The organism is Archangium sp., assembly GCF_045802675.1.
Classification (GTDB): domain Bacteria; phylum Myxococcota; class Myxococcia; order Myxococcales; family Myxococcaceae; genus Archangium.
Map to the genome: position 1 here is coordinate 169,821 of NZ_JBJMQO010000052.1, position 26,155 is coordinate 195,975.

Annotated in this window: 21 protein-coding genes and 1 pseudogene; 9 read left to right on the plus strand and 13 right to left on the minus strand. The window is 68.5% G+C overall.

Going from position 1 to position 26,155, the window contains the following annotated elements; translation table 11 throughout:
- The 4 genes from ACJ8AN_RS16160 to ACJ8AN_RS16175 form a co-directional block, all read right to left on the minus strand.
- On the minus strand, positions 1-672 hold the full coding sequence (locus tag ACJ8AN_RS16160; RefSeq protein WP_407756255.1) for a DNA methyltransferase: 672 nt from the start codon (positions 670-672) through the stop codon (positions 1-3).
- Between the two features lie 5 nt (positions 673-677).
- Positions 678-1,439, minus strand: coding sequence for an SDR family oxidoreductase (locus ACJ8AN_RS16165; RefSeq protein WP_407756256.1), 762 nt, complete (start codon positions 1,437-1,439; stop codon positions 678-680).
- Between the two features lie 188 nt (positions 1,440-1,627).
- The gene (locus ACJ8AN_RS16170) at positions 1,628-1,942 is read right to left on the minus strand and encodes a hypothetical protein (protein ID WP_407756257.1); all 315 of its coding nucleotides are present in this window, start codon (positions 1,940-1,942) and stop codon (positions 1,628-1,630) included.
- A 121-nt stretch (positions 1,943-2,063) separates the two neighbouring features.
- On the minus strand, positions 2,064-2,198 hold the full coding sequence (locus tag ACJ8AN_RS16175; RefSeq protein WP_407756258.1) for a hypothetical protein: 135 nt from the start codon (positions 2,196-2,198) through the stop codon (positions 2,064-2,066).
- A 40-nt stretch (positions 2,199-2,238) separates the two neighbouring features.
- On the opposite strand from ACJ8AN_RS16175, the gene ACJ8AN_RS16180 reads away from it, so the two are divergent.
- On the plus strand, positions 2,239-3,552 hold the full coding sequence (locus ACJ8AN_RS16180) for a DUF4032 domain-containing protein (protein ID WP_407756259.1): 1,314 nt from the start codon (positions 2,239-2,241) through the stop codon (positions 3,550-3,552).
- Between the two features lie 74 nt (positions 3,553-3,626).
- Here the strand turns inward: ACJ8AN_RS16180 and ACJ8AN_RS16185 are convergent, their stop codons facing one another.
- Both ACJ8AN_RS16185 and ACJ8AN_RS16190 read right to left on the minus strand, forming a co-directional pair.
- Positions 3,627-6,008: an alpha-amylase family glycosyl hydrolase gene (locus ACJ8AN_RS16185; RefSeq protein ID WP_407756260.1), complete on the minus strand. Its 2,382-nt coding sequence runs from the start codon at positions 6,006-6,008 to the stop codon at positions 3,627-3,629.
- Positions 6,009-6,199: 191 nt separating this feature from the next.
- Positions 6,200-8,701 (minus strand): M16 family metallopeptidase, encoded by a 2,502-nt coding sequence (locus ACJ8AN_RS16190; RefSeq protein ID WP_407756261.1) that lies wholly within the window; start codon positions 8,699-8,701, stop codon positions 6,200-6,202.
- A 662-nt stretch (positions 8,702-9,363) separates the two neighbouring features.
- Between ACJ8AN_RS16190 and ACJ8AN_RS16195 the strand changes: the two genes are divergently transcribed.
- A complete protein-coding gene (locus tag ACJ8AN_RS16195) occupies positions 9,364-9,780 on the plus strand; it encodes a hypothetical protein (RefSeq protein WP_407756262.1) in 417 nt (138 codons plus the stop codon).
- Between the two features lie 7 nt (positions 9,781-9,787).
- On the opposite strand, the gene ACJ8AN_RS16200 is transcribed toward ACJ8AN_RS16195, so the two are convergent.
- Complete coding sequence (locus tag ACJ8AN_RS16200; RefSeq protein WP_407756263.1) at positions 9,788-10,498, minus strand: molybdopterin-dependent oxidoreductase; 711 nt, start codon at positions 10,496-10,498, stop codon at positions 9,788-9,790.
- Positions 10,491-11,141, minus strand: a complete 651-nt coding sequence (locus ACJ8AN_RS16205; protein WP_407756264.1) for a cytochrome b/b6 domain-containing protein — start codon at positions 11,139-11,141, stop codon at positions 10,491-10,493. Before ACJ8AN_RS16205 ends, ACJ8AN_RS16200 begins: the two co-directional genes overlap by 8 nt.
- Positions 11,142-11,429: 288 nt before the next feature.
- On the opposite strand from ACJ8AN_RS16205, the gene ACJ8AN_RS16210 reads away from it, so the two are divergent.
- From ACJ8AN_RS16210 to ACJ8AN_RS16230, 5 genes are all read left to right on the plus strand, one after another.
- A complete protein-coding gene (locus tag ACJ8AN_RS16210; RefSeq protein ID WP_407756265.1) occupies positions 11,430-11,774 on the plus strand; it encodes a helix-turn-helix transcriptional regulator in 345 nt (114 codons plus the stop codon).
- Between the two features lie 9 nt (positions 11,775-11,783).
- Entirely contained in the window at positions 11,784-12,188 is a 405-nt protein-coding gene (locus ACJ8AN_RS16215; protein WP_407756266.1) for a hypothetical protein, read from the plus strand.
- Between the two features lie 179 nt (positions 12,189-12,367).
- Positions 12,368-14,485 (plus strand): two-component system sensor histidine kinase NtrB, encoded by a 2,118-nt coding sequence (locus ACJ8AN_RS16220; RefSeq protein WP_407756267.1) that lies wholly within the window; start codon positions 12,368-12,370, stop codon positions 14,483-14,485.
- Positions 14,475-15,842, plus strand: coding sequence for a sigma-54-dependent transcriptional regulator (locus ACJ8AN_RS16225; RefSeq protein ID WP_407756268.1), 1,368 nt, complete (start codon positions 14,475-14,477; stop codon positions 15,840-15,842). Before ACJ8AN_RS16220 ends, ACJ8AN_RS16225 begins: the two co-directional genes overlap by 11 nt.
- Before the next feature lie 54 nt (positions 15,843-15,896).
- Positions 15,897-17,252: an FG-GAP repeat domain-containing protein gene (locus tag ACJ8AN_RS16230; RefSeq protein ID WP_407756269.1), complete on the plus strand. Its 1,356-nt coding sequence runs from the start codon at positions 15,897-15,899 to the stop codon at positions 17,250-17,252.
- A 19-nt stretch (positions 17,253-17,271) separates the two neighbouring features.
- On the opposite strand, the gene ACJ8AN_RS16235 is transcribed toward ACJ8AN_RS16230, so the two are convergent.
- A complete protein-coding gene (locus tag ACJ8AN_RS16235) occupies positions 17,272-18,183 on the minus strand; it encodes a branched-chain amino acid ABC transporter permease (RefSeq protein ID WP_407756270.1) in 912 nt (303 codons plus the stop codon).
- A 130-nt stretch (positions 18,184-18,313) separates the two neighbouring features.
- Here ACJ8AN_RS16235 and ACJ8AN_RS16240 point away from each other — a divergent pair, with 130 nt between their 5' ends.
- Positions 18,314-20,203, plus strand: coding sequence for a CBM35 domain-containing protein (locus ACJ8AN_RS16240; protein WP_407756271.1), 1,890 nt, complete (start codon positions 18,314-18,316; stop codon positions 20,201-20,203).
- 293 nt (positions 20,204-20,496) lie between these two features.
- Here the strand turns inward: ACJ8AN_RS16240 and ACJ8AN_RS16245 are convergent, their stop codons facing one another.
- From ACJ8AN_RS16245 to ACJ8AN_RS16255, 3 genes are all read right to left on the minus strand, one after another.
- Positions 20,497-20,826: a hypothetical protein gene (locus ACJ8AN_RS16245; RefSeq protein WP_407756272.1), complete on the minus strand. Its 330-nt coding sequence runs from the start codon at positions 20,824-20,826 to the stop codon at positions 20,497-20,499.
- Positions 20,827-20,843: 17 nt separating this feature from the next.
- Entirely contained in the window at positions 20,844-22,223 is a 1,380-nt protein-coding gene (locus ACJ8AN_RS16250) for a hypothetical protein (protein ID WP_407756273.1), read from the minus strand.
- Between the two features lie 649 nt (positions 22,224-22,872).
- Positions 22,873-24,648, minus strand: a complete 1,776-nt coding sequence (locus ACJ8AN_RS16255) for a DUF4209 domain-containing protein (RefSeq protein ID WP_407756274.1) — start codon at positions 24,646-24,648, stop codon at positions 22,873-22,875.
- A gap of 54 nt (positions 24,649-24,702) precedes the next feature.
- Between ACJ8AN_RS16255 and ACJ8AN_RS16260 the strand changes: the two are divergent.
- Positions 24,703-25,119, plus strand: a pseudogene (locus tag ACJ8AN_RS16260) (tyrosine-type recombinase/integrase); the annotation flags it as partial.
- A 73-nt stretch (positions 25,120-25,192) separates the two neighbouring features.
- Here ACJ8AN_RS16260 and ACJ8AN_RS16265 read toward each other — a convergent pair.
- A complete protein-coding gene (locus ACJ8AN_RS16265; protein WP_407756275.1) occupies positions 25,193-26,146 on the minus strand; it encodes a DUF2381 family protein in 954 nt (317 codons plus the stop codon).
- Positions 26,147-26,155 lie beyond the last annotated feature (9 nt).

Here is a 26,155-nt window from a genome sequence, read left to right on the forward strand (position 1 = left end):
CTACTCGTCCGAGGGCTCCGGCTCCGCGTCGCCCAATGGCATACGCAGCGTGCGCGCCTTCTTCGCGCGCTTGCGGCTGAGCTCGACGCCAATGGCATCCAGCCCGAGGTCATTGGCGACGGCGAGCACGGTGCCATGGCCGCAGAAGGGGTCGACGACAGTGCGCGTGGGGGTGTTCTCCAGCACGTAGCGGCAGGCGGCGAGACACGCCTGTACGCCCATGCCGCGCGTCCACGTCACCTCGCCGGCCTGGGGCAGCACATCCGCGGTGGACTTCGAGAGGTCGGCGCGCACGCCTCGCGAGAAGCACAGCATGTGCGAGTACGCGGGCCGCCCGAAGGTGACGCCACCGGGCGCGGCGCGGCAGACGACCTTGTGCCACAGCAGCGAGTGCCCCGACTGCTCGGCGGCCTTCTGCACCAGGTAGCCCTTGTCGACCCAGGTGCCGTCCTTCTTGATGTCCGTCTGGTAGAAGATGGTGACGCCGTCGTCGGGGCAGCGCGAGAGCACGAGGCTGGCGGTGCGGACGAACCAGTCCTTCCACTCGGCGAGCGAGAGGGAGGGGAACTCGGACACGTCGGGCATGGACGTGATGAGCGAGCACCCGGCGAGCACGCCCTGGGCCTCGAGCCACACCAGGGCGTCCGCGCAGTGAACCGTCCGCTGGGCCATGGGCTTCAGCGGCGCTTGATGTTGAAGGGGCCGAAGCCCTGGTCGGCGGGCATGACCTCGACGACGTTGATGTTCACGTGGGCGGGGCGGGTGACGCACCACTGCACGATGTCGGCGATGTCGGCCGGGCTGAGCGCCTCCATGCCCTCGTAGACCTTGTGGGCGCGCTGGGCATCGCCCTTGAAGCGCACGAGCGAGAACTCGGTCTCGACCATGCCGGGCTGGATGTCGGTGACGCGCACGCGCGTGCCGGCGAGGTCGGCTTTGAGGTTCTCGGTGAACTGGTGCACGAAGGCCTTGGTGGCGCCGTACACGTTGCCGCCGGGGTAGGGGTAGGTGGCGGCCACCGAGCCGAGGTTCACCACGTGTCCGCGGTTGCGCTTCACCATGCCGGGCAGCAGCGCGCGCGTCACGTAGACGAGCCCCTTGCAGTTGGTGTCGATCATCGTCTCCCAGTCGTCGACCGACGCCTCGTGAGCGGGCTCGAGGCCCAGGCCGACGCCGGCGTTGTTGACGAGCACGTCCACGGCGGCGAAGTCGGAGGGCAGGGAAGCGAGCGAGGCCTCGACGTCCCGGCGCGAGCGCACGTCGAGGACGAGCGTATGGCAGGGCGTCTGGAGCTTGGAGGCGAGGGCCTCGAGCCGCTCGCCGCGGCGGCCCGCGAGCACGAGCCGCGCTCCAGCCTGGGAGAGCGAGAGAGCACAGGCCTCACCGATTCCCGAGCTGGCCCCGGTGACGAGGGCCGTCCATCCTTGAAGGGTTTGCATGGGGCGCGGATTCTATTGCGCCGCCGGGGGAGTGCACGCCTCGCGGTGGCTCGGAACCCGTTTCCCGAATGGGTCCGAGAAGCGGGCTCGCTTCTCGGGACCCGGCTCAGTCCCTGCTCCAGGGGCTAACGTCCGTGGCGGCACCCGGTGGGGTGAGCGCCCGGACGGGCTCCCTGTGAAGCGCGGACTCAGCTTTTCGAGGACCTGGCCTGCTCCGTCTTCTCGGTGCAGACGTCCTGGGAAGCGTCCTGCTGCTCCTGCTCGTCCTGGGTGGAGGAGGACTGGGAGACAGAGGCCTGGGGCGCGCTGGCCCGGCAGTAGTCCACGCAGATCTCATCCGAACAGGTGGTCCTGAAGGTGCCCTGGTAGCAGGTCGCGGTGCAGCTACTGTTGCAAGAGCAGACGTCGTAGCACTGCGGCGGATAGGCCAGGGCCACCGACGCGGAACCCAGGGAGAACAGGACACCGAGACCCATACCGAGCTGCTTCATCGCATTGCGCATACACACTCCGGGTGAGGGGGAGCCGCACACCCTACGCGGGCACTTGCCTGCTTGCATCAACGATGGAGAGGCGCTCGCGGGCGGTCCTTTCCTCACCGGGGTTATGCGTACGGGCACTCTTTCAGCGCGAGAACGGGACGTGGATTTTTCCGGCCCACCGGTACGGTTCGCTCTGGCCGCTGCCGCAGGTGACGTTCGTGGGCTCGCCCTCCCGGCCGAGCGCGTCCGGCATCACCTCGGCCTGGGGTGGGGACACGTCGGCCGAGGCGGATGGTTACTTCGGTAGGATGGCACCCATGACGCCACCTCGTGGGCTCACCGCGTTGCATCTGCGCCAGGGCCACCCGGACTTCCTGGACCTGCCCTGGCACCTGCCGCTGGAGGAGTGGAACGCGCGGGTGTGCTCGCGTCTGGTGGAGGTGCCCCGGGGCCTATCGCGCCACACGGTGGTGTTCGTCAGCTACGGCTCGGACATCTACGCGCTCAAGGAACTGCCCGTGAGCGTGGGCCAGCGCGAGTACGACATGCTGCGCGGGCTCGAGGAGCGCCGGCTGCCGGCGGTGACGGCGGTGGGCCATGCCCGGGTGCGCGCGCCGGGCGAGGAGGGGGACGAGGTGCTCATCCTCGTCACCCAGTACCTGGCCTCGTCGCTGCCCTACCGCGTGCTCTTCATGAACAAGGGCCTGGCGCGCTACCGCGAGCGGTTGCTCGACGCGATGGCGAGCCTGCTGGTGCGGCTGCACCTGGGCGGCTTCTTCTGGGGGGACTGCTCGCTGTCCAACGTGCTCTTCCGCCGCGACGCGGGCGAGCTCCAGGCGTACGCGGTGGACGCGGAGACCTCGGAGCTGCACCCGAAGCTCTCCGACGGCCAGCGCGAGCTGGACTTGCTCATCATGGAGGAGAACGTCACCGGAGGGCTGGCGGACGTGGCGGCGATGGTGGAGCTGCCCGCGTCGCTCGCCGTGTACGAGACGGCCCCGAGCATCCGCCAGCGCTACGAGCGGCTGTGGGCGGAGACGCACAAGGAAATCACCATCGCCCCGAGCGAGAGCTACCGCATCCACGAGCGGATCCGCGCGCTCAACGAGCTGGGCTTCTCGGTGGGGGAGGTGGACCTGGTGGCGAGCGGGGATGGGAGCCAGCTGCGGATGCGCACCATCGTGACGGACCGCGAGTACCACCGGCACCAGCTGCACAACCTGACGGGGCTGGTGGCCGAGGAGCGGCAGGCGGCGCTGCTGCTCAACGAGCTTCGCGAGCTGAAGGCCACGCTGATGCGCGAGGTGAACCGCAGTGTGCCGCTGAGCGTGGCGGCGTTCCGCTGGCTGGACGAGCGCTTCCGGCCGACGTTGAGCCGGTTGGAGCGGGAGCTCGGGCCGGCGGCGGACGAGGCCGAGCTCTACTGCCAGGTGCTCGAGCACAAGTGGTTCCTGTCGGAGCGGGCGAAGCGCGACGTGGGCCTGGAGGTGGCGGTGAAGGGCTACGTGGCGCTGCGCCGCGAGCAGCCCGCCCTCGCCCTGCTGCGCTCGGCGGACGCCCCGCTGCCCGTCGTGACGGCGGATGTCGAGGGTTCCCCCGTCGTGGAAGCGCCCGCTTCCCCCGTGAAGTGAGGGGGCGCTGGAAACACCACGGGGCGCGGCCCGTGCTGGCGCCGCGCCCCGCGAAGGAAACACCGTGGCTCAGCTCACTTCGCGATGAGCACGATGAGGCCGCGGCCGCACACGTTGTAGACGGTGTTCTCGCCGCCGATGAGCGCCTCGGTGCCGGGGCTGGCCACCTGGCTGGCGCCCTCGGCCCAGTTGCAGGTGTCCGTCACCCGGTACCACTGCTTGCCGTTGAAGGGCCAGGGCAGGGTGAAGTCCACCGCGCCGCTCCAGCCGTTGTACGCCACGTAGATGGCGGCGGCCGTGTCACCGAACTCGGTGCCGTCGATGCGGTAGGCAATGGCGTGGTTGCCACCGTTGCCCATGTACGTGGCGTCGGCCACGGCGCCGCTCGGGGTGAACCAGCGCATCTGCTCCATCACGTTGGCGTTGGTGTCCACGCTGCTGAAGAAGTTGGCCGGGCGCAGCGCCGGGTGCGCCTTGCGGAAGGCCATCAGCCGCTGGGTGTACGTCTTGTGGTTCGTCTGGTTGGCGTCCAGCGCGTAGTTGAGCCAGTTGGCGCTCGAGTCCAGGTTGTACGCGTTGTTGTTGCCGAACTGGGTGCGCAGGAACTCGTCGCCGCCGGTAATCATCGGCGTGCCCGCGCTCAGCAGCAGGAAGGCCAGGCCGTTGCGCGCCGCCTTGCGCTGGTCCGCGGCCACGCCGCCCTGGTCCCAGCTGATGTTGTTGTCCTCGCCGCCATCCGACGGGCCGTAGGGCCACGCCTGCAGGTTGTTCTTGCTGTTGTAGGTGTAGAGGTCCTTCAGGGTGAAGCCGTCGTGGGCCACCATGAAGTTGACGGAGTTGTACGGCTTGCGGCCGTCATCCCCGTACAGGTCCGAGGAGCCCGCGAAGCGCGAGGCCAGCTCGCCCGGCGTCACCGTCGCCGAGCCCAGCTGGTTCTGGTCCTTGCGGAAGGTGTCGCGGAAGGAGCCGTTCCACTCGGCCCAGCCGCTGGGGAAGTTGCCCACCTGGTAGCTGTTGCCGCCAATGGCCCACGGCTCGGCGATGAGGTCCACGCCGCTGCCACCGCCCGCCGGGCGCGGCCCCAGGTTGTTCCAGATGCCGTTGAGCGCCGTGCCCGCCGTCGTCTTGTCGTAGTTGTAGCAGCCGTGCTGGCAGGTGTTGCCGAGCACGCTCGCCAGGTCGAAGCGGAAGCCGTCCACGCCCAGCTCGCCGGACCAGTACTTCAGCGAGTGGATGATGAGCGCCTGGGCCGTGGGGTTGAAGGTGTTGTAGTTGCCGCCCACGCCCGTGTTGTCCCAGCTGTTCTGCAGGTCGCTGGTGAGGCTGTAGTACGTGGGGTTGTCCAGCCCGCGGAAGCTGAAGAGGTTGTACGTCGTCTTGTCGGTGGAGCTCCACGCGCCGCCCTCGCCGGTGTGGTTGTAGACCACGTCGATGAGGACCTTGATGCCGTTGTCGTGGAAGGCCTTCACCATGGCCTTGAATTCCCTGGTGGGCCCGCCCGCGGCCTTGTCGCACGAATAGCGGCGGTCCGGCGCGAAGTAGTTGAGGGTCATGTACCCCCAGTAGTTGTCGCCCGTGGTGGTGGTGGCGTTGACGTCGTTGGTGTCGTTGTCCGTCTCCTGCACGGGGAGGAACTCGACGGCCGTCACGCCGAGCGCCGCCAGGGACGCGGCCTTCTGCGCGGCGCCCGCGTAGGTGCCCGCGCACGAGGTGATGCCGCCATCGCCCTTGGTGAGGCCGCGCAGGTGCACCTCGTAGACGATGTCATCCTTGAGCGCGCGCGTGGGCTTGGTGCCGTAGCTGGTGGTGTCCGCCGCGAGCACGATTCCCTTGGGCGCCAGGGCGCCGCTGTCCTTCAGGCGGTTGGTGGCGCCCGAGGCGTAGATGGTGCCGTCGGTGTTGCTCGCGTTGGTCGGGTCGTGGGTGATTTCCAGCGCGTAGGGGTCGATGAGCAGCTTGTTCGGGTTGAAGCGGTTGCCGCTCGCGTCGACGTCGGTGATGAAGCCCGTGCTCGAGCCCTTGGTCCACGTGGAGCTGTACGTCCAGTTGGGGCCCCAGGCGCGGTAGCCGTAATAGACGGGGCCGGTGATGCCGTAGGTGTTCTGCAGCGTGGCGACGGAGACGGTGGTGGACCACACGTTGGTGGTCGTGTTCTTCGTCAGCACGTACTTGGTGACTTCCTGGGCGCCCAGCGCCGTCTTGTAGAGGTAGACCTCGATGCGGGTGGCGCGCGAGGAGTAGACGTTGAAGGTGATGTTGCTCTTCGTCGCGTCGTACTGGGCGCCGAGCGTCCAGGAGATGGCGCCCTGCTGCGTGGCGCCCACGGACTCGGGACCGCCCTCGAGCGCGAGCACGTCGGCCTCCGTGGCCGGGCCGCACGAGAGGAACGGGGTGGCGAAGAGGCCCGCGGTGAGCAGGGCCCGCCACGGACGGCGGTTACCGGGTGCAAGCTTCATGGAGTGACTCCCAACGCGGCAATGGGGGGACGGACGGACAAGCGGGCCCGCGTTTGCCCGTTTGTAGAACTTTCCAGCACCCCTTTGACCTGGGAGTCAATCCGGGGTGAACCCGACTCACCCCGACTCCGGGGCTCTGCCCGTTAGTGAGCAGGCGGAGAACCCCGGAGCCGCAACGATGGCGCGCCGTGTCAGGGCGAGCGGGTCACGGGGCCGGACGTCTCGGGGGCGAGCACCTCCACGGAGAAGCCCGCGGCGGTGAGCTGGGGCTCGAGCACGGTCGCGTCGCCGGTGATGACCACCACCTCGTGGCCGAGCGAGAGTTTCTGCACCAGGGCCCGCACGGAGGTGGGCGTCACCGCGGCGAGGTGCTCGGGATACTTCTCCCAGTAGTCCGGCGTACGCCCCAGGCGCTCGAGCTCCACCAGACGCGAGGCGACCGAGGCCGTGGTGCGGAAGCGCAGATCATAGCCGCGCGCCACCTGCCAGCGGGCGCGCTCCACCACGTCCTGGGGAAGGAGGGTGTCCTCGAGCGAGCCCAGCTCGGCGAGCACCTGCTCCAGCGCGCCGGCCACGGCCTTGGCGTCCACCGCGGTGTGGATGAAGAGCGGGGTGGTCAGGGGGCGCTCCTCGCTCCATACGTGCACGCCGTAGGTGAGGCCGAGCTGCTCGCGCAGTTGGTGCTGCAGGTGCTCGTCGAGCAGCCACGTGAGGGCCTCCGCCGTGGCCGCCTCGCCCGCGTCCAGCACCGGCCAGCGCAGCCCGAGTTGCAGCACGGCCTGCGACGCACCCGGCCGGTCCACCAGCACCACGGTGCGCCGCGCGGGGAGCTCGGGGCGCGCGGGCGCCGCACGCCGCACGTTCGCGGGCGGGCTTCCGCCCCAGGAGCCCAGCAGCCCGTCCACCCACCGCCGCAGCTCCTCGTCCGGCGGCAGGTCCCCCACCAGGAAGAGCGTCATGTTCCACGGGTGCAGCCGCTCCGAGAGCCAGTCGTCGGCCTTGCCCGTGGTGAGCGCCTTCGCCTGCTGCGCGCTGGCCGTGTCCCCATAGGCATGGCCGGGGTAGAGCCGCGCGTGGAGCGCCTGGTCGGCGTGCGTGTCCGCCCGCACCGCGTCTCGCTCGAGCTGGCGCACCTGCCATTCCTGGATGAGGTCGAAGAGGCGGGTGTCCGGGGCCGGGTCCACCACCCACTCGCGCAGGTCGTCCAGCAGGTGCGGCAGGTTGCCCGAGCCGGCGGAGGAGGCCACCAGCGCGTGGTCGTCCCGGGGCAGGCGCGAGACGCGGGCGCCCACCTTGTCCGCGTGGCGCCAGGCCCCGGCGGCCGAGTGCCACGAGGTGTAGAGCGCCATGGGCCCCAGCGCGGCCTCGCCCGGCGCGCTCAGGCCCGTGTCCACCAGCAGGCGCGCCTCCACCACGGGCAGGGTGCCGCGGCGCAGGGCCACCACCTTCAGCCCGTTGGGCAGGGTGAAGCGCCAGGCCTGGTCCAGCCCCGGGCCCATGGCCACGCGGCGCACGTCGTGCGAGCCCGGCGGCAGCGGCACGTCCCAGCGGCCGAAGTCCTCCGCGCCCGGCAGCGCCTGGAAGCCCTCGCCCACCACGGTGCGGCCCGCGCTCGCCTTCGCCGGCACCACCAGCAGCATCCGCGTGCGCTCGCGCTGGAGGTACTCGTACAGGTAGGAGCTGAGGCTGCTGGCCAGTCCCTCGCGCACCTGCTTCTGCCAGCCGCCCACGTAGTCCGGCTGCCCGGTGGCGCGCAGGAAGTTGGCCACCGCCGGCGTGGAGAGCTGCTCCATGTCCAGGAACGCATCGGTGAGGATGCGGGTGCGCACGTCGATGGTGGCCCGCTCCGCGCGCGTGTACAGCTGGCCGCTGCCCTGCCCCTCCAGGTCCGTCACCAGGGAGATGAGCTGGTCCTGCGCGAGTGACGCCACCGGCCTGGCGTCCTCGGCCTTCAGCAAATCAATGGTCGCCACCAGCAGCGTCACCCCATCCAGCTCCAGGGAGAAGGCGTTGGAGGAGTGGACGCGCTCATCCCGCACCAGGCGCTGGCCGATGACCGCATCGAGCAGCGCGGCGGCGGCGCGCGCCTGGGCCGTCTTCCCCGAGTAGAGGCCGGGGACGGTCCACACCATCCACAGGCGGGGGTAGTCCACCGGGCCGCTCTTCGTCACCATGCCCGCGAGCTCCGGGGGAAGGGGGGGCGGGGTGCGCTGCACGGGCTCGGTGGGGGTGGCGCTCCCCTGGCCGGTGAGGCTGGAGAAGCCGCGCGCCACCTGGAACTTCACCTCCTCGGGGGCCAGCGGGCCGGACACCACCAGCACCGCGTGCGCGGGCGTGTAGTGCTGCTTCACGAAGGCACGCACGTCCTCCAGGGTGAGGCCCCGCACGGACTCGGGGGTGCCGCCCACGGAGCGGCCATAGGGGTGGCCCGGCATCAGCTCGGAGAGCACCCAGGTGAACTGGGCGCCCTCGGGGCTCGTCTCCTGGCGCTCGCGCAGCTCCGCCACCACCACGTCGCGCTCCACCCGGAACGCCTCCTCGGTGAGCCCGGCGAGTGGGTCGCGCAGCCGCTGCGCCTCCAGGTCCACCAGCTTGGGGAACTGCTCCGGCGGCGCGGTGAACCAGTAGTCCGTGGAGTCATGGGTGGTGAAGGCATTGAACTCGGCGCCCGAGGCCAGCAGGCGGCTCCACACGCGCGGCGCGCTGGGGCCCCCTGGCGCGCGAGGAAGGTGAGGTGCTCCACCAGGTGGGCGAGGCCCTCCTTGCCCTGGGGCTCGTCCGTGGCGCCCACGCGGTAGGAGACGTCCATCGTCACGCGCGAGGCCCGGGCGTCCTCGTGCACCACCAGCCGCAGGCCGCTGGGGTAGGGCTCGTAGGCGCCGTGGTAGGGAATGGGTTTGGCCAGCGGTTTGTCCGGCGGGAGCGCCAGCGTGGCGCAGCCCTGCGCCAACAGCAGCAGCAGGGCCGCGGCGAGTGGTCGTGGACTCATGGGTTTCCTCCGGGCTCCCGGCGAGGCCCCGGCGGCCTCGGACGCGGATGGACGACGCACGGGGGCCTGGAGCCCAAGGGATGTGTCCCCCCCCTCTTTGGGGCCGAAGCCTATACCGGCATGTCGCAGGGTGTCAGGGCACGTAGGCAGCCGCGAAGGCGACTTCACCCGGTGGCCGGGCTACACTGTGGCCGGAAACTTCGCCTGGTATCCGCGCCCCTTTCCGCAGTCCCTCGCCGCGGCCCCCCCGCCCGCGGTCACCCCCCTATCGAGGAGACCCGTCCCATGCCTTCCGTTGCCGCCAGAGCCCAGACGCCCCCGTGCTGCCGTGAGAGCCGCCAGGGCCGTTAGCCGGAGAGCACCCGCATGGCCTGGAGAATGTCCTTCGACTACGACGAGGTGCACGACGTCGTCACGGCGAACTTCGAGGACTGCATCCTCAACAACTCGCTGGACGTGGCGCGCTGGCGCACCGAGGTGGAGGGCCACCTCTCGCGCTACCCCTCGAAGGTGGACCTGCTCATCAACCTGGATGGGCTGGTGGTGAAGTACACGGCGGGCCGCGTCTTCGGGCGCGAGCGCACCCAGGTGCTCGCGCGCTACACCAGGCGCTCCTTCCGCTTCGGCGGCGACGAGATGACGAAGATGTTCGTGAGCACCAGCGGCACCATCAACGGCGCGGCGGTGAACGTGTACCGCTCGCGCGACGAGGCGCTGAAGGCGCTGCTGGCGGACCGGGCCTCCGGAGGCAAGCACTCGCCCTCGGGGAAGAAGGCGGGCTGAGCCCGGCTCACACCCCGGCGTACCACTCGTAGCCGCGGTCCTCCCAGTAGCCCCCCGTGGCCTCCGGGAGGAAGTTCACCTCGGTGAGGTACTTCACCATCTTGTAGCCGAGCTTCACCCCCGAGTAGAGCCGCAGCGGCGCGCCGTGCTCGGGAGGCAGCGGCTCGCCATTCATCCCGTAGGCGAGAATCGTCTGCGGGTGCAGGGCGCTCGGCCCGTCCCACGAGGAGAAGTAGCCCGCGTCGAAGGAGCGGAACTCGACGAAGCGGGCCCGTGCGTCCGCGCCCACGAGCCGGGCGAGCTCGCGCACCGCCACCCCGTGCCAGGTGGCCACCGCGCTCCAGCCCTCCACGCAGTGGTGGCGGATGCGGTAGTCCGTGCGCGGCAGCAACTGGAGGTCGTCGAGCGAGAGCACGCGCGGGGACGCCACCAGCCCGCCCACCTTCAGCGCCCAGCCCGCGGGCGCGAGCGGCACCCGGTCCGAGACGAAGTACTGCGGGAAGGCACCGGGAGGGGTGAGGGCGTCCTCGGGCTCCTCGGGCGCGAGCCGCTCCGGGTTGAAGAGGGCGGACTGGAAGCGCTGGTTGAAGCGCTCCAGGGCGCCGAGGAAGCCCTGGCGGGGCCGCATGCTGTCGCAGGCGCCGAGGGCCAGTGCCGCCGAGCCGAGCAGCCACGTGCGCCGGGTGAGCGGCCCGCGCTGGCGAGGGTCCCTACTCATGGCGTTTGCCTCCCGTCACCATCTCGCCGAGCGTGCGCGGGTGGAGGAGCACGAGCACCACGTGTCCCACGGTGAAGAAGGCCAGCAGCGCGAGCACGAGCAGGTGCACCGAGCGCGCCGGGTCATAGCCGCCGAAGAGCGAGGTGAGCCAGTGCAGCTGCACGGGCTTGTAGAGGGTGAGGCCGGAGAGCACCTCGACGAGGGCCAGGGCGAGCGTGCCCGTGTACGCGAAGCGCTGCAGGCCGTTGTACGGGTCCTGCGGGGGGGCCTCCTTGCGCACCCGGAGGTAGTAGGCGGCCATGTGCAGCGCGTTGCGCGCGTCGCGGCGCGGGAGGAAGAGGCGCCGCCGCCACTCGCCGCTGGCGAAGAGGTAGGCCACGTAGAGGAGGCCATTGAGGACGAAGAACCAACCGAAGGCGAAGTGCCAGTGCCGCGCGCCGGCGAGCCAGCCGCCCAGCCGGCTCCAAGCGGGAGGAGGCGTGCCCTGGAAGGGGTACCAGTCATAGGGCACGCCCTGGGGTCCCAGCATGGGGTAGGCGGCGAGAATCTGCAGGCCACTGGCGGCGAGGATGGCGAGCAGCGGCACGTTGGCCCAGTGGGACAGGCGGATGGGGCCGGGCTGGATGCGTCGGGCATGGGGCACGGTGGGCTGCCTCCCGGGGTGCGGCGGGCCCGTGTTGGAACCCGCCGGTGCACGGGGAACGGAGCACGCGCGCGACTCGGACGCAGGCGCCCTCCGGGGCAGGCGACCGGTTCCGGACGCCGGGGCCTTGGGCTTCGTCTCCCGGCCGACAGCGCGCGGAGCCCTACTTGAAACGGCGGGAGGAAAACAAGTGACTGGCAAAATAGGATGCGGGTTGACTTGACGTCCAGGGTAGATAGTCTGACGGCCACCATGCCAGGTCATGTGCCGCCCGAGGTCCGCAAACGATTGGCCCAACCCCTCCGGAAGACGCTGCGCACCATCCGGCAGCTCGCGGAGCTGTCCCAGGCGGAGATGGCCCGGCGCATCGGCATGGGGGAGCAGGCCTACGGCCGCTTCGAGCGGGGCAGCGCGAGCCTCGTACCGAGCGCCTCGACGTTGCGGCGCATGTACCAGGTGCTGTGCGGCGCGCTGCAGGAGCTGCTGGGGCCGGAGGGGGCGGAGGCCTCGAGGGGCACGGCGAGGCCCTCCTCCGGGAGGAGGCGCTCGAGGACGACGGCGACCTCGCGCGCGGGCTCGCACTCGCGCACGAGACAGACGCGGCGGCTGGCGCTCCGGGTGGACGTGGAGTGAGGGGGGCGCATGAGCCAGCGGCCCGCGGCACGGCGTTTCCTCTACTGCCTCCTCCAGGGGGACACCTTCTCTCCGTCGCTCGCCGAGGCGCGCACGGGGCTGCTGTTGCTGGACCAGAACGAGCCCGGGGACGTGGCGCCCTCGGGACGCTACGAGGGCAAGGCCCTGCCGTACGGGAGCGCCATGCGGGTGCTGCTCGACGATGACCTGGAGCCGGGCGCCTCCGCGCTGGAGCCGCTGCGGGCGTTGAAGGCGCGGCTGCCGGAGCTGAGGGCGCTGGGGGCCACGGCCTCGCTCTTCCTCGTGGTGGCCTACGAGCGCGAGTGCCACTTCGCGCTCTCACCCGAGGAGCTGGCGGAGCTGGCCGGGCTCGGGCTGCCGCTGTCCGTGTCCTGCCACCCCGCGGCGACCTGAGCCCCGCGCGAGGGAGCTCGCCAGGGGGACCTCCCGGTTCAGTTTCGTGTGAACTGGTCCGATGGTCGGACCGGTCCGGCGCGCGCCTGCCCCCCGGACGACCGGGGAGCACGGAGGCGTGAATCCCGCCCCGCCAGGTCCTCTGCCACGGGCTACACTGGGCTCCCCCCGGCGCCCCCATGAACCGCAACGCCCTCGCCTCCGTGCTCCTGCTGTGCATCGCGCTCGCGAGCGTGGTGGTGGGCGTGGTGCACCTCATCCGCCGCGACCGCGCCGCGCTGGTGGACCAGTTCGCCGCCGACCGCAAGGCCCAGGTGGAAGCCGCGGCCCGCGAGGTCGCCGATGCGCTCGACGACGCGGCCGATGACCTCCGCTTCGCCGGCGAGCTGCTCTCCCGCCCCGGCTCCGTCACCGAGCACCGCCGCGAGCTGCTCGCCCTGCTCGAGGTGGTGGGCCAGTACAAGGCCATCGTCGTGCTGGACTCGGAGGGTGCCCAGCGCTTCACCATCATGGACCGGCGCGCCGGCCCGGCCGTCACCCGAGGGGCCGTCGGCACCGTCCTCACCGAGACGGCCCGCGAGGCGCTCTCCCGCAAGCCCGGGGAGCTGCTCACCTCGCCGCCCGTGGCCGCCACGCCCGGCGGCTGGTTCCGCGTCTTCGCCACCTCCTACGCGCCCTCCGAGGACGGGCCCGGCGGCTCGGTCGCGGTGCTCGTGGACACCGAGCCCTTCTTCGCGCCCCTGAAGCTCATCGCCACCGAGCCCGAGGCGAAGCTGCTCCTCATCGGCGCGCACGGCGTGCCCACGCCCTCCAGCGATGCCACCCTCATGGACTGGTACAAGCGGCTGGACGCCGAGGCGCCCCGCATCCCCGCCTTCGTGGAGCTCGTGGGGCACATGCGCGCGGGCGAGCGCGGCACCGTCCGCATCTGGGAGGGCGAGGCTGCGCTGCTGGGCCTGGGCTCGGCCGATGCCATCGCCGCCTATACCCCCATCCGCGTGCGCGGCGGCGCCCACTGGGCCGTGGCCACGCTCGCCACCACCGAGGAGCTGCGCGCCCACGAGCGCGGCGTCATCCTGCGCGTGGCGCTCGGCGCCATCCTCGTCACCTTCTTCCTCGTCGTCTTCGGCGCCTACGTCATCATCGCCTCGCGCCGCGCCGTCGCCCTCCAGGAGAGCCGCCGCCACGCGGACCGGCTCGCCCACCTGCACGAGAAGACGCAGAAGATTCTCGACAACATCCCCACCGGCGTCCTCGCGCTCTCGGCCGCCGGGCGCATCACCGCCGTCAACCAGGCCCTGCGCGAGCGCCTGCCCCCCACCGCCGTGGGCGCCTCGCTCCCCGAGGCCTTCCCCCATGCGCCCGCCGCCGTGGTGGACCGGCTCGCCTCGCTCGTGCAGGACGCCTGCTCCTCCGAGCGCGTGCTCAGCCTGCACGGCGAGCCGCTGCCCCTCTTCGGCGAGGAGGGCCAGTACCGCATCCACGCCGTGCCCCTGGCGCAGCTCGACGCCGAGGTGCGCGTGCTGCTCGTGGTGGAGGACTTGAGCAACGTGCACGCGCTCGAGTCGCAGCTGTTGCGCGCGGAGAAGCTGGCCACGGTGGGCATCCTCGCGGCGGGGATTGCCCACGAGATTGGCACCCCGCTGGGCGTGGTGCGCGGCCGGGCCGAGTACGTGCTCGGCAAGCTGGGCGCGCAGCACGTGCAGGCCCCGGGCGTGCAGGTCATCATCGAGCAGATAGATAGGGTGAGCCGCACCATCCGCCAGCTGCTGGACTTCTCGCGCGTGCAGCCGGCGCCGGTGAGGGGCGTGGCGCTCGGGCCGCTGCTCGAGGGCGCGCAGGAGTTGCTGCACGGTGAGGCCGAGCGGCGCAAGGTGAAGGTGGAGGTGGAGGTGCCCGAGGGCCTGCCGCCACTGTCGGCGGATCCGGACCAGTTCCAGCAGGTGGTGCTCAACCTGGCGCTCAACGCGTGCGACGCGTGCGAGCCGGGGGGCACGGTGCGCCTGGGCGCCCACGCGCAGGTGTCGGACGGGCCGGGCGCGTGGAGCGGCGTGCGGGTGACGGTGCGAGACGACGGGTGCGGCATTCCGCCGGAGAGCCTCAACCGCGTGTTCGACCCCTTCTTCACCACGAAGAAGCGCGGGCAGGGCACGGGCCTGGGGCTGACGGTGGTGGCGCAAATCGTGCGCAACCACGGAGGCCGCATCGAGCTGGAGAGCGAGCCCGGCAAGGGCACGTGCGTGACGCTGTGGTGGCCGGCCACGCAGGCGCCGAGCGAGGAGCGACATGCCGTCTGAGGGACGAGTGCTGGTGGTGGACGACCACGTGGAGATGGCGCGCCTCCTGGCCGACCACCTCACGGACGCGGGCTACACGGTGGACGTGGCCACGAGCGGGCAGGAGGCGATCGCCGCGGTGCGCGGGCGCGTGCTGGACGCGGTGGTGTGTGACCTGCGCATGGAGCAGGTGGACGGCTTCGACGTACTGGCCGCGGTGCGCCAGGCGGACCCCACGCTGCCCGTGCTCATCATGACGGCCTTCGGCGGGGTGGAGAACGCGGTGGAGGCCATGCGGCGTGGCGCCACGCACTACTTCACCAAGCCCTTCCGCCTGGACGAGGTGCTCCTCTACGTGCAGCGCGCCATCGCCGAGCGCCGCCTGCGCGAGGAGAACCGGGCCCTGCGCCAGGCGGTGGGGGACCGCTCGTCCTACGCGGCGCTCATCGGCCACAGCGATCCCATGCGCGCCCTGTACGAGCTCATCGAGCGCGTGGCGCACTCGCCCGCGCCGGTGCTGGTGCGCGGGGAGAGCGGCTCGGGCAAGGAGCTGGTGGCCCGCGCGCTGCACTTCGAGGGCCCGCGCAAGGACGGCCCCTTGGTGGCGGTGAACTGCACGTCCATCCCCAACGCGCTGCTGGAGAGCGAGCTGTTCGGCCAGGAGCATCCCCCCGGCACCCCCGAGGAGCCGCGCCCCGGGCTGTTCGAGGTCGCCGACGGCGGCACGCTCTTCCTCGACGAGATTGGTGACATGGCGCCCGAGCTCCAGGCCAAGCTGCTGCGCGTGCTCGAGGACGGCGAGGTGCGCGCGGTGGGCGCGGATGCCTCGCGCAAGGTGGACGTGCGCGTGGTGGCCGCCACGCACCAGGAGCTCGAGTCCCGCGTGCGCGAGGGCAGGTTCCGCCAGGACTTGTTCTACCGTCTCAACGTGGTGCCGCTGCTCGTGCCGCCCCTGCGCGAGCGGCGTGAGGACATTCCCCTGCTGGTGGAGCACTTCGTCGCGCAGTCGCGCAAGCGCAACCCCCGCGCGCGCCTCTCCGGCTTCTCCCCCGAGGCCCTCGCCGCGCTCGCCACCGCCCCGTGGCCCGGCAACGTGCGCGAGCTGGAGAACCTCGTCGAGCGCCTCGCCGTCGTCACCGTGCAGGAGACGGTGGACCTGCCCACGCTCCAGCTTCACGCGCCCGCCGTGACGGCCGACGCGCACCCCCTGTCACGTGCGCAGGCGCGGTTGATGCCGCTGCGCCAACTCGAGGGTGAGTACATCGCGTACGTCGTCGCGCAGTGCGGTGGCAACAAGACGAAGGCAGCGGAAATCCTCGGCATCGACGTCTCCACCATCCATCGCCGGGAGCGCGAGCGGAGCGGAAACAGCGCGTAGTCGCGAGCGCGGTGGTAACAGGACAGGACACTCTTCTTCTCCAGGAGGTCCTCCGTGGCTCGTTCCACCCACTCCACGTCCCGGGTGCTGCTGTGCGCACTGGGCGCGCTGCTCGTGTTGTCCCCCGCCTGTACTACGCAAGAGCCCCCGCCGGACTACGAGGGCGGAGGCATCGTTCCTCCGGGAGGCGGAGGCGGTGGTGGTGGCGGGAGCGATGGCGGCACGGACGGCGGGCTCGTGATTCCCAGCAATGGGAGCACCTTCGCGGCGAAGCCCTCGTGTGTCAGTGGAGATACCGCGTGCGCGGGCGCCTGTTCGGATGGCGGCGTCCTCTGCGTGGGCAACTGCGGCTTCCTCCCGCCGGTGGCGTACGCGTTCGCCGGAGACCCTCATGCCGTGGTGGCGGGCGACCTCAACGGCGACGGCCGGGACGAGCTCGTCACGGCGAACAACGATGGCCGCTCCGTGGCCGTGCTGCTCAACCGGCAGAATGGCCTCTTCGAGAAGCCGAGCCTCTGGTCCGCGGGCAAGGAGCCCACGGCCGTGGCGCTCTCGGACCTCGACGCGGATGGCAGGTTGGAGCTGCTCGTCGCCAACAGCGCGGACTCGACGCTCGGGGTGTACCGGAGCAAGGGCAGTGCTTCCTTCCAGGCGCCGGCCACCTACGCCGCGGCGGGCCTGAACCTCAACGACATCGCGGTGGGCGAGCTCACCACGGGGAGCAAGGGCGTCGCCGTCATCCGGGGCGCGGACCAGAAGCTCTCCGTCTTCACGGTGAAGGCGGATGGCACGCTGCAGACGCCCGCGGCCGACACCGCCGTGGGCTCGAGCGCCTACGCGATGGTGCTCGCGGACTTCAACCTGGATGGCAGGCCGGACGTCGCGCTCTCGCACGAGACCGCTTGTGCCTCGGCGGGGGACACCGCGTGCCAGGCGGTGGGCGTGCTGCTCAACAACGGGGATGGCACCTTCCTGGCGCAGCGCTTCACGTCCACGGGCGGCACGCCGCGCGGGCTGGCGGCGGCGAGGCTCGACACGGACGCGCTGACGGACCTGGTGGTCGCCGACGCGAGCCGCAACCAGGTGCTCGTGCTGCGCGGCAAGGGCGATGGCACCTTCTACACGCCCGTGGCGTACCCCGTGGGCGCGGTGCCGTCGCGGCTGGTGCTGGCGGATGTGAACAAGGACACCCTGCTGGACGTGCTCGTCACGAGCGCCACGGGCAATCAGGTGAGCGTGCTGCTCGCCCAGCCGGGTGGCACCTTCGCGTCGCGGGTGCTCATCAACGCCTACCCCCAGGGCCTGGGACTCCAGGGGCTGACGGTGTCGGACTTCGACCAGGACGGCACCAATGACCTGGCCGTCCTCACCTCCGGCGGCATCCAGATGCTCTGGGGCCTCTGCCGCTAGCCCGGCGACGCGCGCGCTCTCATGCGTCCGGCTCCGGGAGCGCGCGCTTCCACAGCGCGGCGGCCTCGCCCACGATGCCGCGGCGGAACACCAGCACGCAGAAGACGAAGATGCAGCCCATGATGATGGGGACCCACTCGCCCAGCCCGGCGAAGTAGTCCTCGATCATCACCACCAGGAACGAGCCCATCAGCGGCCCCAGAATCGTTCCCATTCCGCCCAGCAGCGTCATCAGCACCACTTCACCGGACATGTGCCACTGCACGTCGGTGAGCGTCTCGAGCTGGAACACCAGGACCTTGGTCGAGCCCGCCAGCCCCGACAGCGCGGCGGACAGGACGAACGCCAGCAGCTTGTAGCGGTTGACGTCGTAGCCCAGCGAGAGGGCCCGGGGCTCGTTCTCCTTGATGGCGCGCAGCACCTGTCCGAAGGGCGAGTGGATGGTGCGGTGGATGAGTCCGAAGCCCAGCAGGAAGATGCCCAGCACGGTGTAATACATGCCGTAGCGCGACTCGAGCTCCACCACTCCGAACAGCGTGCCCCGGGGGATGCCCTGGATGCCGTCCTCGCCGTGGGTGAAGGGCAGCTGCACGGCGGCGAAGTAGACGAGCTGCGAGAGCGCCAGGGTCACCATGGCGAAGTAGATGCCCTGGCGGCGGATGGCCAGCGCGCCGAAGACGAGGCCCAGCAGCGCCGCGAACGCCGTGCCCGCCAGGATTCCCACCGCCGGCCCCATCCCCAGCTCCTTGACGAGGTGGCCGGTGATGTACCCCGCAGAGCCCAGGAACGCCGCGTGGCCGAACGACAGCAGGCCCGCGTAGCCCAGCAGCAGGTTGAAGGCGCTGGCGAACAGCGCGAAGCACATGACCTTCATCCAGAGGACGGCGTCGTCCACGAAGAAGGGCAGCACCACCGCCAGGGCGAGCAGCACCGCATATCCCCACCCAAGCGCCCCAGTCAGGGCGCGGTGAATTGTTGGGTCGCTCTGACTCGGTGAGCGGCGAAGTGGCAGCGGCGTTGGCACGTCCCCAGGTTGCGATGCGGTGGTCGAGGACAGATGGGTGCTGAACAACGCAATGGGCGAAGGGGGATCCCTCATGATTTCAAAGACATTGAAAAAGGCTTCTGCCTCATGGATTGCAGGGATATGTGTCAGCGCTGTCCTCGCGGCGTGTACCTCGGATGTGGCACCAGGCTCGGATTTGCAGAGTGAGCTGCCCAACGAGAGAGCTGCTCCCCTGTTGCCTCCCACGGTCGAGCTCGACAGCCCGAACGATTATCAAAGACAGCAGCATTGGCTGCAGTTCGGCAACAACAATGACGCCTACTGGATGAAGGACGGCGTCTGGGGCGCGGGCGCGCTGACTGAAGGCACGTCCCCGGATCAATACGAGCAGAATGTCGGGGTCTATCCTCCGGTCGGGCCCAATGGCGAGGTCGCGTTCAGAATCAAGTGGCGCTGGCCACTGGGAACGACCGAGGTCAAGGGATATCCAGCCGTTCTGAGCGGCAGGAAGCCTGGCTACTATTCCTCGAACAATCTGGTCGATGGACAACCGGTCCGATTACTCGATGGTACTTTCTCGCAGACGGCTCCGAGCGGTTACACGCCGGGCACCTTCATGCCGATGCAGCTGCCGATCTCCGCGCTCTCGGCGAAGTTCGCACACAGTGACGTGACGCCGCCCACCGGCCGGGGGCAGCTCACCTTCGATCTCTGGCTGCAGTCAAACCCTGAGCAGGATGATGGTTTCGTCAATGCCTCGATCACTCATGAGATCATGATCCCGTTGGACAACTGGGGTAACTATGGCAAGTACCCCGATGGCCGGAGACAAGACTTTTACGACCACGATGCCATTATCGATGGCAGGCTGTTCCACGTGTATTGCAACAAGGGCTCGGACGGCGTGCTGCGCTACAACTTCGGCTGGCTGAACGGCCACTACGGCAGGTCTGGCTGGAAGTTCATCGTCTTTCAGCCGGACGCGCCGATCCCCGCAGGCACGCTCAACCTGGCCTCGTTCGTCAATTACCTCCAGACCCGCAGGGACTCAGCGGGCACACCCTGGGCGCAGGGCAATGAATATCTTGCCAGCGTCGAGCTGGGAGTCGAGCCAGTGGAGGGCAGCGGCGATCTGGTTGTCTATGACTACAAGGTGTCTCCTACCGCACCGGCTACTTCTACGCGCGTCCAGGCGGAGACTGGGGTGTTCTCCGGCTCGGGCGTCAGAGTGGGAACGGATCCCACGGGCTATGAAGGCAGTGGCTTCGTGGGGCCTTTCTCCGACGCGGGTGACCGGGCCACGGTGAGCTTCACCAACGTCACGGCTGGCACCTACGACATTCTCATCCGGTACCATTCCTGGGGCTCGGGCCGGCAGCAGAATGACGTGATTGTCAATAATGGCACTACGGCCTGGAGCGCCATCTTTCCTGGCACGGGCTCCGGGTGGGCGCTCAAGACGCTCAGCGGAGTGCCGCTGGTGGCCGGCACCAACACCGTTGCGATCGTCAAGGACTGGGGATGGATCGATGTGGACTCCATCGAGATTGTTCCAGGCGGCTCCGGTGAGACCTCGACGAAGAAGCAGATGGAGAACGGCAGCCTCGTCGGCGTGAAGATCGAGGAGGGAGTCGCGGGCTACGAGGGCAGGGGGGCCGTGGGGCCCTTTGCCAACGCGGGAGACCGGGCCACGGTGAGCTTCATCAGCGCCACGGCTGGCGCCTACGACATTCGCATCCGGTACCACGCCGGTGGCCAGCAGCAGAACTCCGTGGCCATCAATGGCCGTTCCCGGAGCGAGCTCTTCCCTGCCACGGGCTCCGGCTGGGGGCTCAAGACACTCAGCGGAGTGCCGCTGGCGGCGGGTACCAACACCGTGGCGATCATCAAGGACTGGGGCTGGATCGATGTGGACTCCATCGAGATTGTTCCCACCGGTCCATGAGGTGAGCGGCGCCGGTCATTGAGCAGCCCGCACCAGGGGTGTGCTCTCGTGGCCAGGCGAGACCGGTCACTCGCAACTGTCCCATCATGTATGTGAAGGGCTGGGTGCAGTAGCTCTCCCGAGGGAGGGGGTCAGAGCTCGAGCTTCCAAGTCCTCTGACACCTTCTCACGGCCACCCGATGTGACGCGGTGGGCGGTGCCTTCGGGGGCTCTCGTCACCTGTGCCTGATAGCGGCGCGACTGCTCGGGCATGTACCCGTACACCTGGACCCATTTCCCTGGGTCACCAGACCCTAAAGAACGTGCAGATCGTCCACTTTGACTGTGTAGGTTTCGCCCTGCTTGATCGCCGTCATCGAAAGTGTCAGGTCGCTGCGGCCTTCCTCCCGGGTCCACAGAGGTACATCAAGGGTGACCGCATCCGGCTGAGACGTCTGCTCATGGATATCTACAAGCAGCTCACCGTCAGCTGGCAAGGGAACAAGAGTCCTCCCATACTGCTCGACAGCAGTCCTCAACTCCGCCTCGGTCAGGCGCCCTGCTCGACCATCCGCTGCGATCTCCGCATACCGTCCTGCCGCCAGATCCTCTATCAGACGCCGAACCTGACCCATCAATTTCATATCCACAGTGCGGCCTCCTACCGATTGCCGGGGATTCTGGTCGGTGTTGATGGCGTGACGCCGATAGATTTGAAGTAGTCATCGGCGCGGCCAATAAGCGTTTGCGCCTCCTCATGAGACAGCCCTGCGCGTCGCAGGGCCTCATAGGCGATCCTGCGCTCGTCGGCATAGGTCCCTCCCCCGGCCTGACGCTGAACCTGAGTCGCTTCATAGTGTGCAGTGCCAACGCGCGTCGCTGGCCCCCTCAGTTCAACAGCAGGGGCCGCGCGACTGTCATATCCGGGCAGCTCTCGAACGGCGGCATCTTGAATCACATGGTGAGCGTCCTTGATGCCAGCATTCTTGAGCTCACCGTAAGCTCCTGCTCTGAATCTTCCTACGGCGCTGCTGCTTGAACTGTCGCGAGCCGCCATGGCGACTGCGTTGGGGGCCAGCGCGAGGGTGACGCCCTCGGCATTGATGACAACCGATTCCACCTGAGCCAGTGCTGGGGCTGTGAAGCGGATGTTCAGCTGCGTCTCGGCCACCACCGCGGCCTGCCCGGCTCCCGGCAACTCAGGCAGCGTCGCCGCCATCCCCGAAGCCGTGTTCCCCAGCGCCACCGTGCCCAGCATGACGAAGGCTCGAGCCGCTTTCTCCCCCATCGTGTCCCCAAACTTCTCTCCGGAGGCGTAGATGCTGTCGAAGGTGGCGGCCTCATCCACTTCCTTCATCAGCACCAGCCACCCGTCGATCAGCCGCCACACCGTGTCCCATCCCAGGTAGGTCATGGCCCCCAGCGTCATCAGCGCGGCGAGGCCCTTGCTCACCGGCTCGGGCAGTGCGAGCAAGATCGCGTACATGGTCAGGCCGCCCACCACTGTCGCCACCACCGCTTGGGGGCTCACCAATCGCCCGAGTTCCTCCTTCATGGCCCCCAGCACCTTGCTGTGGGCAATCGCCATGGCCAGCGCGTACCTGGCATCCCCATCCAGGAAGGGCTTGTCCACCAGCAGGCGCAGGCAATCTCCGCCTCCCCACGTGTGCTCGCACCACAGCAGGTAGCGGCGCTTCAGCTCCTCGTCCTCGGGCAACAGGCGCAGGTTCCTGCTGCTCCCCGGCTCCGAGACCATGAGCCGTTGGCTCCTGCCCTCGTACCGGAACCAGCCGCTTCGCTCGGGTACTCCGAATACCTGCCGGGCGTGCTCCAAGGGCCGCTCCACTGGAGGCACGGAGAGAGCATGTTGCGCGACGGCCTTCTTGAACTCCTTTTCGCTCACCGACACCGGCTCCACGTCGCGGCGCGGAGTGTGGACGATGGGCTCACCCTGGCCTGTGTCCAAGCGGACGACGACCTTCGTTGAGGCGCTGCACCCTGAGAGGAGCACGAACAGCAGCAGGACCGCCGAGCGCGTCATGTGGAGCCTCCTGGTCCGACTCCCGCGCGCCGGGAGCACGACCCGAGATTACAGGAGCGCCATGACAGGCCCGTCAATAAGTAGAGGCGGCGGGAATCGAACCCGTGAGCAAGGCGATAGAAAACCCTAAGCAGGACGCGCTGTTACCCACTATCGCCTTGATTCTCCTGGGGTTCGTCATCCCACCCCGTGCCCTCGTGTTCCGCCCCTTTCCCCGCTGGAGGGGCACACTGGGGGCACATGCGGCCTAACAGGGTAAGTCTACTCGGATGCGAGCGGCCCGAGTTCCCCGGACTCCCAGGGCTCACGAGAAGCTCGTGGGAGACTGACAGGAGCGTGTGCCCTGGCGAGGTGGAACTGGAAGAGGCAGGGGGAGGAGCGTAGGTGGGCGTACCGGCGGAGGCACTGTGTCCCTCAATCTCATGCCCCTGCTGCCTGCCGCCTGGGTGGACCGCCTTGGGCAGCCGTGTGCTCCAAGCGGCTGCATGGTCGCTCCAGCGGCCCGGGGCACAGCCCTTGGCGCGCCCCCGCCAACGGTATTCCTCGGCTTGGTGAACCCGCGCCACTCTCAAAAGCGCTCCCATCTTTTCTAGGCGTTGGGCCTCCAGTTCCCCAGAAACCTCGCGCACCGGGTAGAGATAGGTTGCTGTTAGTCTGTTGTGCCAGCGTCGCTCTTCTTCTCCTCGAATCTTATGAAGAACAACATCAATGCATGCAGAACCCGATCTGCGAGCGCGGGCGTGAAGTAGCCCGCCTTCAAGTGGCCATGGCACAACTCGTTCCTCAGATTCCATCCCCGCTGATCTACCAGAAGAATCCGGAGGTACAGCGCGACGTTGGGCGTGAGGGCTCCGACAACGTGCTCATCGAGCAAGAGATCGTGAAGCAGGCGCAGTTCCAACAATTTGCTGTTGCGGTTTCGCTTGTAGATGTTCGCTCCCGCAAGGGTGGCCAATCGCCTGACTGCGGCCTCAATCTGAGGAGTCAGCATATGCATCGCAGCTGCGTAGTGCCCATCGAAGTAGTGCCGCAGTCCTTCCTCAACGAGCGGAAGCATATCCTCCTCGAACACGGGCGAACTGCGAAAGCGCTCCATCATGGATTGCACGTTGAGCGGGATACGGCGTATTGCCTCCTCTAGCGAGAATCGCAGGAAAATCGAACTGATTCGCAAATTCTGCGAAATATGCTGAATCACATTGCCATCGATATCGTCTTCAACTGAGCCGATGACGGCGATTGTCCTTCCATCATCGTCGATGATCTTCTTGGAGGCCATTGAGGAGAGCACAGCTTGCTTGGCAATCTCCCGCACCTTCTTTTCGGACTTGTCCCTGTCCGGAACGAAGTGTACCGTAAGCCGCAAAAGAGCCGTATCCGCGTCCCCTGCGAGCAATTTGTTCACGAAAGCGGCCATTTGTTCTTCCGAGAAGGTTGCGGTCGTGCTGTAACTCGTCAACTCGGCAACAGAGCGCTTGCCGTGCTCGCGCAGCTCTGGAACGAGCGCGTCCGCATCGGTCTTCAGGCCATACTGCTCAAGCACGGCGTGGACTTTCTCTAGCCAGCTGGTCGCGACCATTCCTTGCGCAGCCTTGCTTGCCGCTCTGAACGCCGCTGCATAAACGCGCACAACTCTTGCTGCGTCAGCGTCCCGACGATTCTTTTGGAAGTACTTGGCTAAACGGATGGCAGCAGCTTCCACGTTGTGTGGATTCAACTCTGGAGGCACTAGAGCAGCCAAGCGCTCAAGACGGCGTTCCATGTCACCGATTACTGACGTCTGTTCAGCTTCAGTAAGCTTTGATCGGCCCTCAAGGATCAGGTCCAAGCTCTTGCCCCAGGTTCCGGCAAGGCTATCTCGCGCGGAAGCGCGCTCGTATTCAAGCAGAGCCCTTTCAACGGATTCAGCACGGCTGGGATCATTGATGGAGGTTGCGAGATCAAGGGCACGGTCAGCGTAGTTGTACGCCTCAACCGTGCGGCCGAGCACTCGTGTCCGAAGGCCTTCGATGGCCGCGTCGATCGCCAAGCGGGCAAACTCAACGGAAGGTCGACCTCCTCGAACTAGCTGGCTGAGGTCCCAAACCAAGTCGGCATATCTATGACGCAGCACCGGATGGAGAGCTGCATGGGCTCGCTGTTCCCACACGTCCACCATCTCAGGCGCTAACTCGTCCCTTGATGGAACTTCAATATTCGTGTTTCCCCGCACGAAAGTTGCCCAGGGGCCATACCTTGTTCCCCAGGAGCTTCCACCTTCGTCGTTAACGCCCAAGTGAAGCCCGATCAGATCCGCCAAGATAACGGGTGTGACATTCGCGGGAGGAAGTTTCTTCCATCGCTCCAACTCTTGAAGGATCTTCACACGGTCGAGCGGGCCCTGGACGTTGTTGAGATTGGCGAACGGCGAATCAGTGGTTTCCATAGGGGCCTCGTATACGCATCAGGAGATCAATTTGTACAACAAGCGGGGCTTGTGGGAAACCGCAGCGTCCGGCGCACCATCTGGCGCGGGGTGACGGGCTCCCCCAGGGGCGAGTGCGAGCGGACAGTGGACCTGCCGGTCTCGGCGGTGGACGCACTCAAGGGACACCGGCACCTGCGCGGCCCTTACGTGTTCTGCCTGGAGGACGGCAAGCCGCTCACCGATGGCCTGATGAAGTTGCCGCTACAGCGCGCGCTGCGGCGGGCGGGCATCAGCCGCGAGCAGGGGCACATCGGCTAGCACGACCTGCGTCACATCTACAGCAGCCACCTCGCCATGCGGGGTGTCCCGCTCAAGGTCATCCAGGCGCTGATGGGCCATGCGACCATCGAGATGTCCATGCGGTACGCCCACCTCGCGCCCGAGGCCCGGGAGAGCGCCGGGCAGCAGCTCGACCTGCCCGTGCGCTAGGCTCCAAGCCGTTCCGGGCAGAAGCGCCGAAGGGGCACATTGGGGGAACATAAACGGCTCGCGCTGGCCGTGCTCAGGGCCCCTTCGCTTTGCCCTCGGGGAACGTGACGTTCCCAAGGGTGACGGTGCGCGGCCCGGTTGCCTCCCACAGCTTGAGGGTGCAGGGGCAGCCGAGCTGCGCGCGCTCCCCCTCGATGCCCACCACGACGGCACCGGCCCCATTCGCGGGAATGGGCGCCTCTTGCCACCGGGCAAGCTCCACCTCTTCCCCCGCCTTGTCCACCAGCGCCGCCCCCGCGAGCGTCCAGGGCTCAGCGCCGGGGTTCTTGAGGCTCAGTCGCGCAGCCACGCTCACCGGGCGGGTCTTGTCGCTGAGCGTGTAGCTGGAACTCGTGGTCGCTTCCAACCCGAGCGCGTTTCCCGGCAGCTCCCTCACCGACCCGAAGAGCTTCTTCGACGCGAGGGTCCCGGCCCGCTCCAGCCATGCGGCCCCCATGAGCCCGCCCGGCTCCTGACGCTCGGCCAGAAGCCGCGCTTTGTCCTCTTGGCACTGGCGCGCTTCGGCCTGTGCTTCGTCGCGCTCTTTCTCGCATACGTCTGGCGAGCGCGGCTTGCGGAACACCTCCACCCGCCGCGTCCCCTTGGACGCATGGCCCACGAGCCAAAAGCTCGCGCTCGCCGGTGCCGCGCCATCCGCGAAGCACACCGTCACCTTTACCCGCTCCCCCGGCAGATAATCCCCCTTGGGAATGACGTGTAGGCTCAGCCCCTCTTGCCCGAGTGCCCAATCCGCGAGGCGCCCCCCTGGCTGAAACTCCACCGCCCCCACAGCGACGCGAGAGTCAAAGACAAACGCTGTAGGCTCGTCCGCGCTAGCGCACACTTCCGGCGCTCCTTCCGGGGAGCCTGCCGCCAAGTCAAAACGAGCGGTCGCTGCGCAGCGGGCGACGGGGGGCAGTTCTGCGGCTTGCGCAGCACCAGCGAGCAGGGAGACCACCAGGACGGCAGCGGGAGAAGAGGGCAGCACGGAAGCTCA

What these genes read in the sequence shown, in the direction of transcription:
- ACJ8AN_RS16195 (WP_407756262.1), top strand. Translation starts at nt 9,364, where the DNA reads ATGGCCTGGAGAATGTCCTTCGACTACGACGAGGTGCACGACGTCGTC.
- ACJ8AN_RS16170 (WP_407756257.1), bottom strand. Translation starts at nt 1,942, where the DNA reads ATGCGCAATGCGATGAAGCAGCTCGGTATGGGTCTCGGTGTCCTGTTC.
- ACJ8AN_RS16165 (WP_407756256.1), bottom strand. Translation starts at nt 1,439, where the DNA reads ATGCAAACCCTTCAAGGATGGACGGCCCTCGTCACCGGGGCCAGCTCG.
- ACJ8AN_RS16185 (WP_407756260.1), bottom strand. Translation starts at nt 6,008, where the DNA reads ATGAAGCTTGCACCCGGTAACCGCCGTCCGTGGCGGGCCCTGCTCACC.
- ACJ8AN_RS16250 (WP_407756273.1), bottom strand. Translation starts at nt 22,223, where the DNA reads ATGACGCGCTCGGCGGTCCTGCTGCTGTTCGTGCTCCTCTCAGGGTGC.
- ACJ8AN_RS16215 (WP_407756266.1), top strand. Translation starts at nt 11,784, where the DNA reads ATGAGCCAGCGGCCCGCGGCACGGCGTTTCCTCTACTGCCTCCTCCAG.
- ACJ8AN_RS16245 (WP_407756272.1), bottom strand. Translation starts at nt 20,826, where the DNA reads ATGAAATTGATGGGTCAGGTTCGGCGTCTGATAGAGGATCTGGCGGCA.
- ACJ8AN_RS16225 (WP_407756268.1), top strand. Translation starts at nt 14,475, where the DNA reads ATGCCGTCTGAGGGACGAGTGCTGGTGGTGGACGACCACGTGGAGATG.
- ACJ8AN_RS16160 (WP_407756255.1), bottom strand. Translation starts at nt 672, where the DNA reads ATGGCCCAGCGGACGGTTCACTGCGCGGACGCCCTGGTGTGGCTCGAG.
- ACJ8AN_RS16220 (WP_407756267.1), top strand. Translation starts at nt 12,368, where the DNA reads ATGAACCGCAACGCCCTCGCCTCCGTGCTCCTGCTGTGCATCGCGCTC.
- ACJ8AN_RS16200 (WP_407756263.1), bottom strand. Translation starts at nt 10,498, where the DNA reads ATGAGTAGGGACCCTCGCCAGCGCGGGCCGCTCACCCGGCGCACGTGG.
- ACJ8AN_RS16180 (WP_407756259.1), top strand. Translation starts at nt 2,239, where the DNA reads ATGACGCCACCTCGTGGGCTCACCGCGTTGCATCTGCGCCAGGGCCAC.
- ACJ8AN_RS16255 (WP_407756274.1), bottom strand. Translation starts at nt 24,648, where the DNA reads ATGGAAACCACTGATTCGCCGTTCGCCAATCTCAACAACGTCCAGGGC.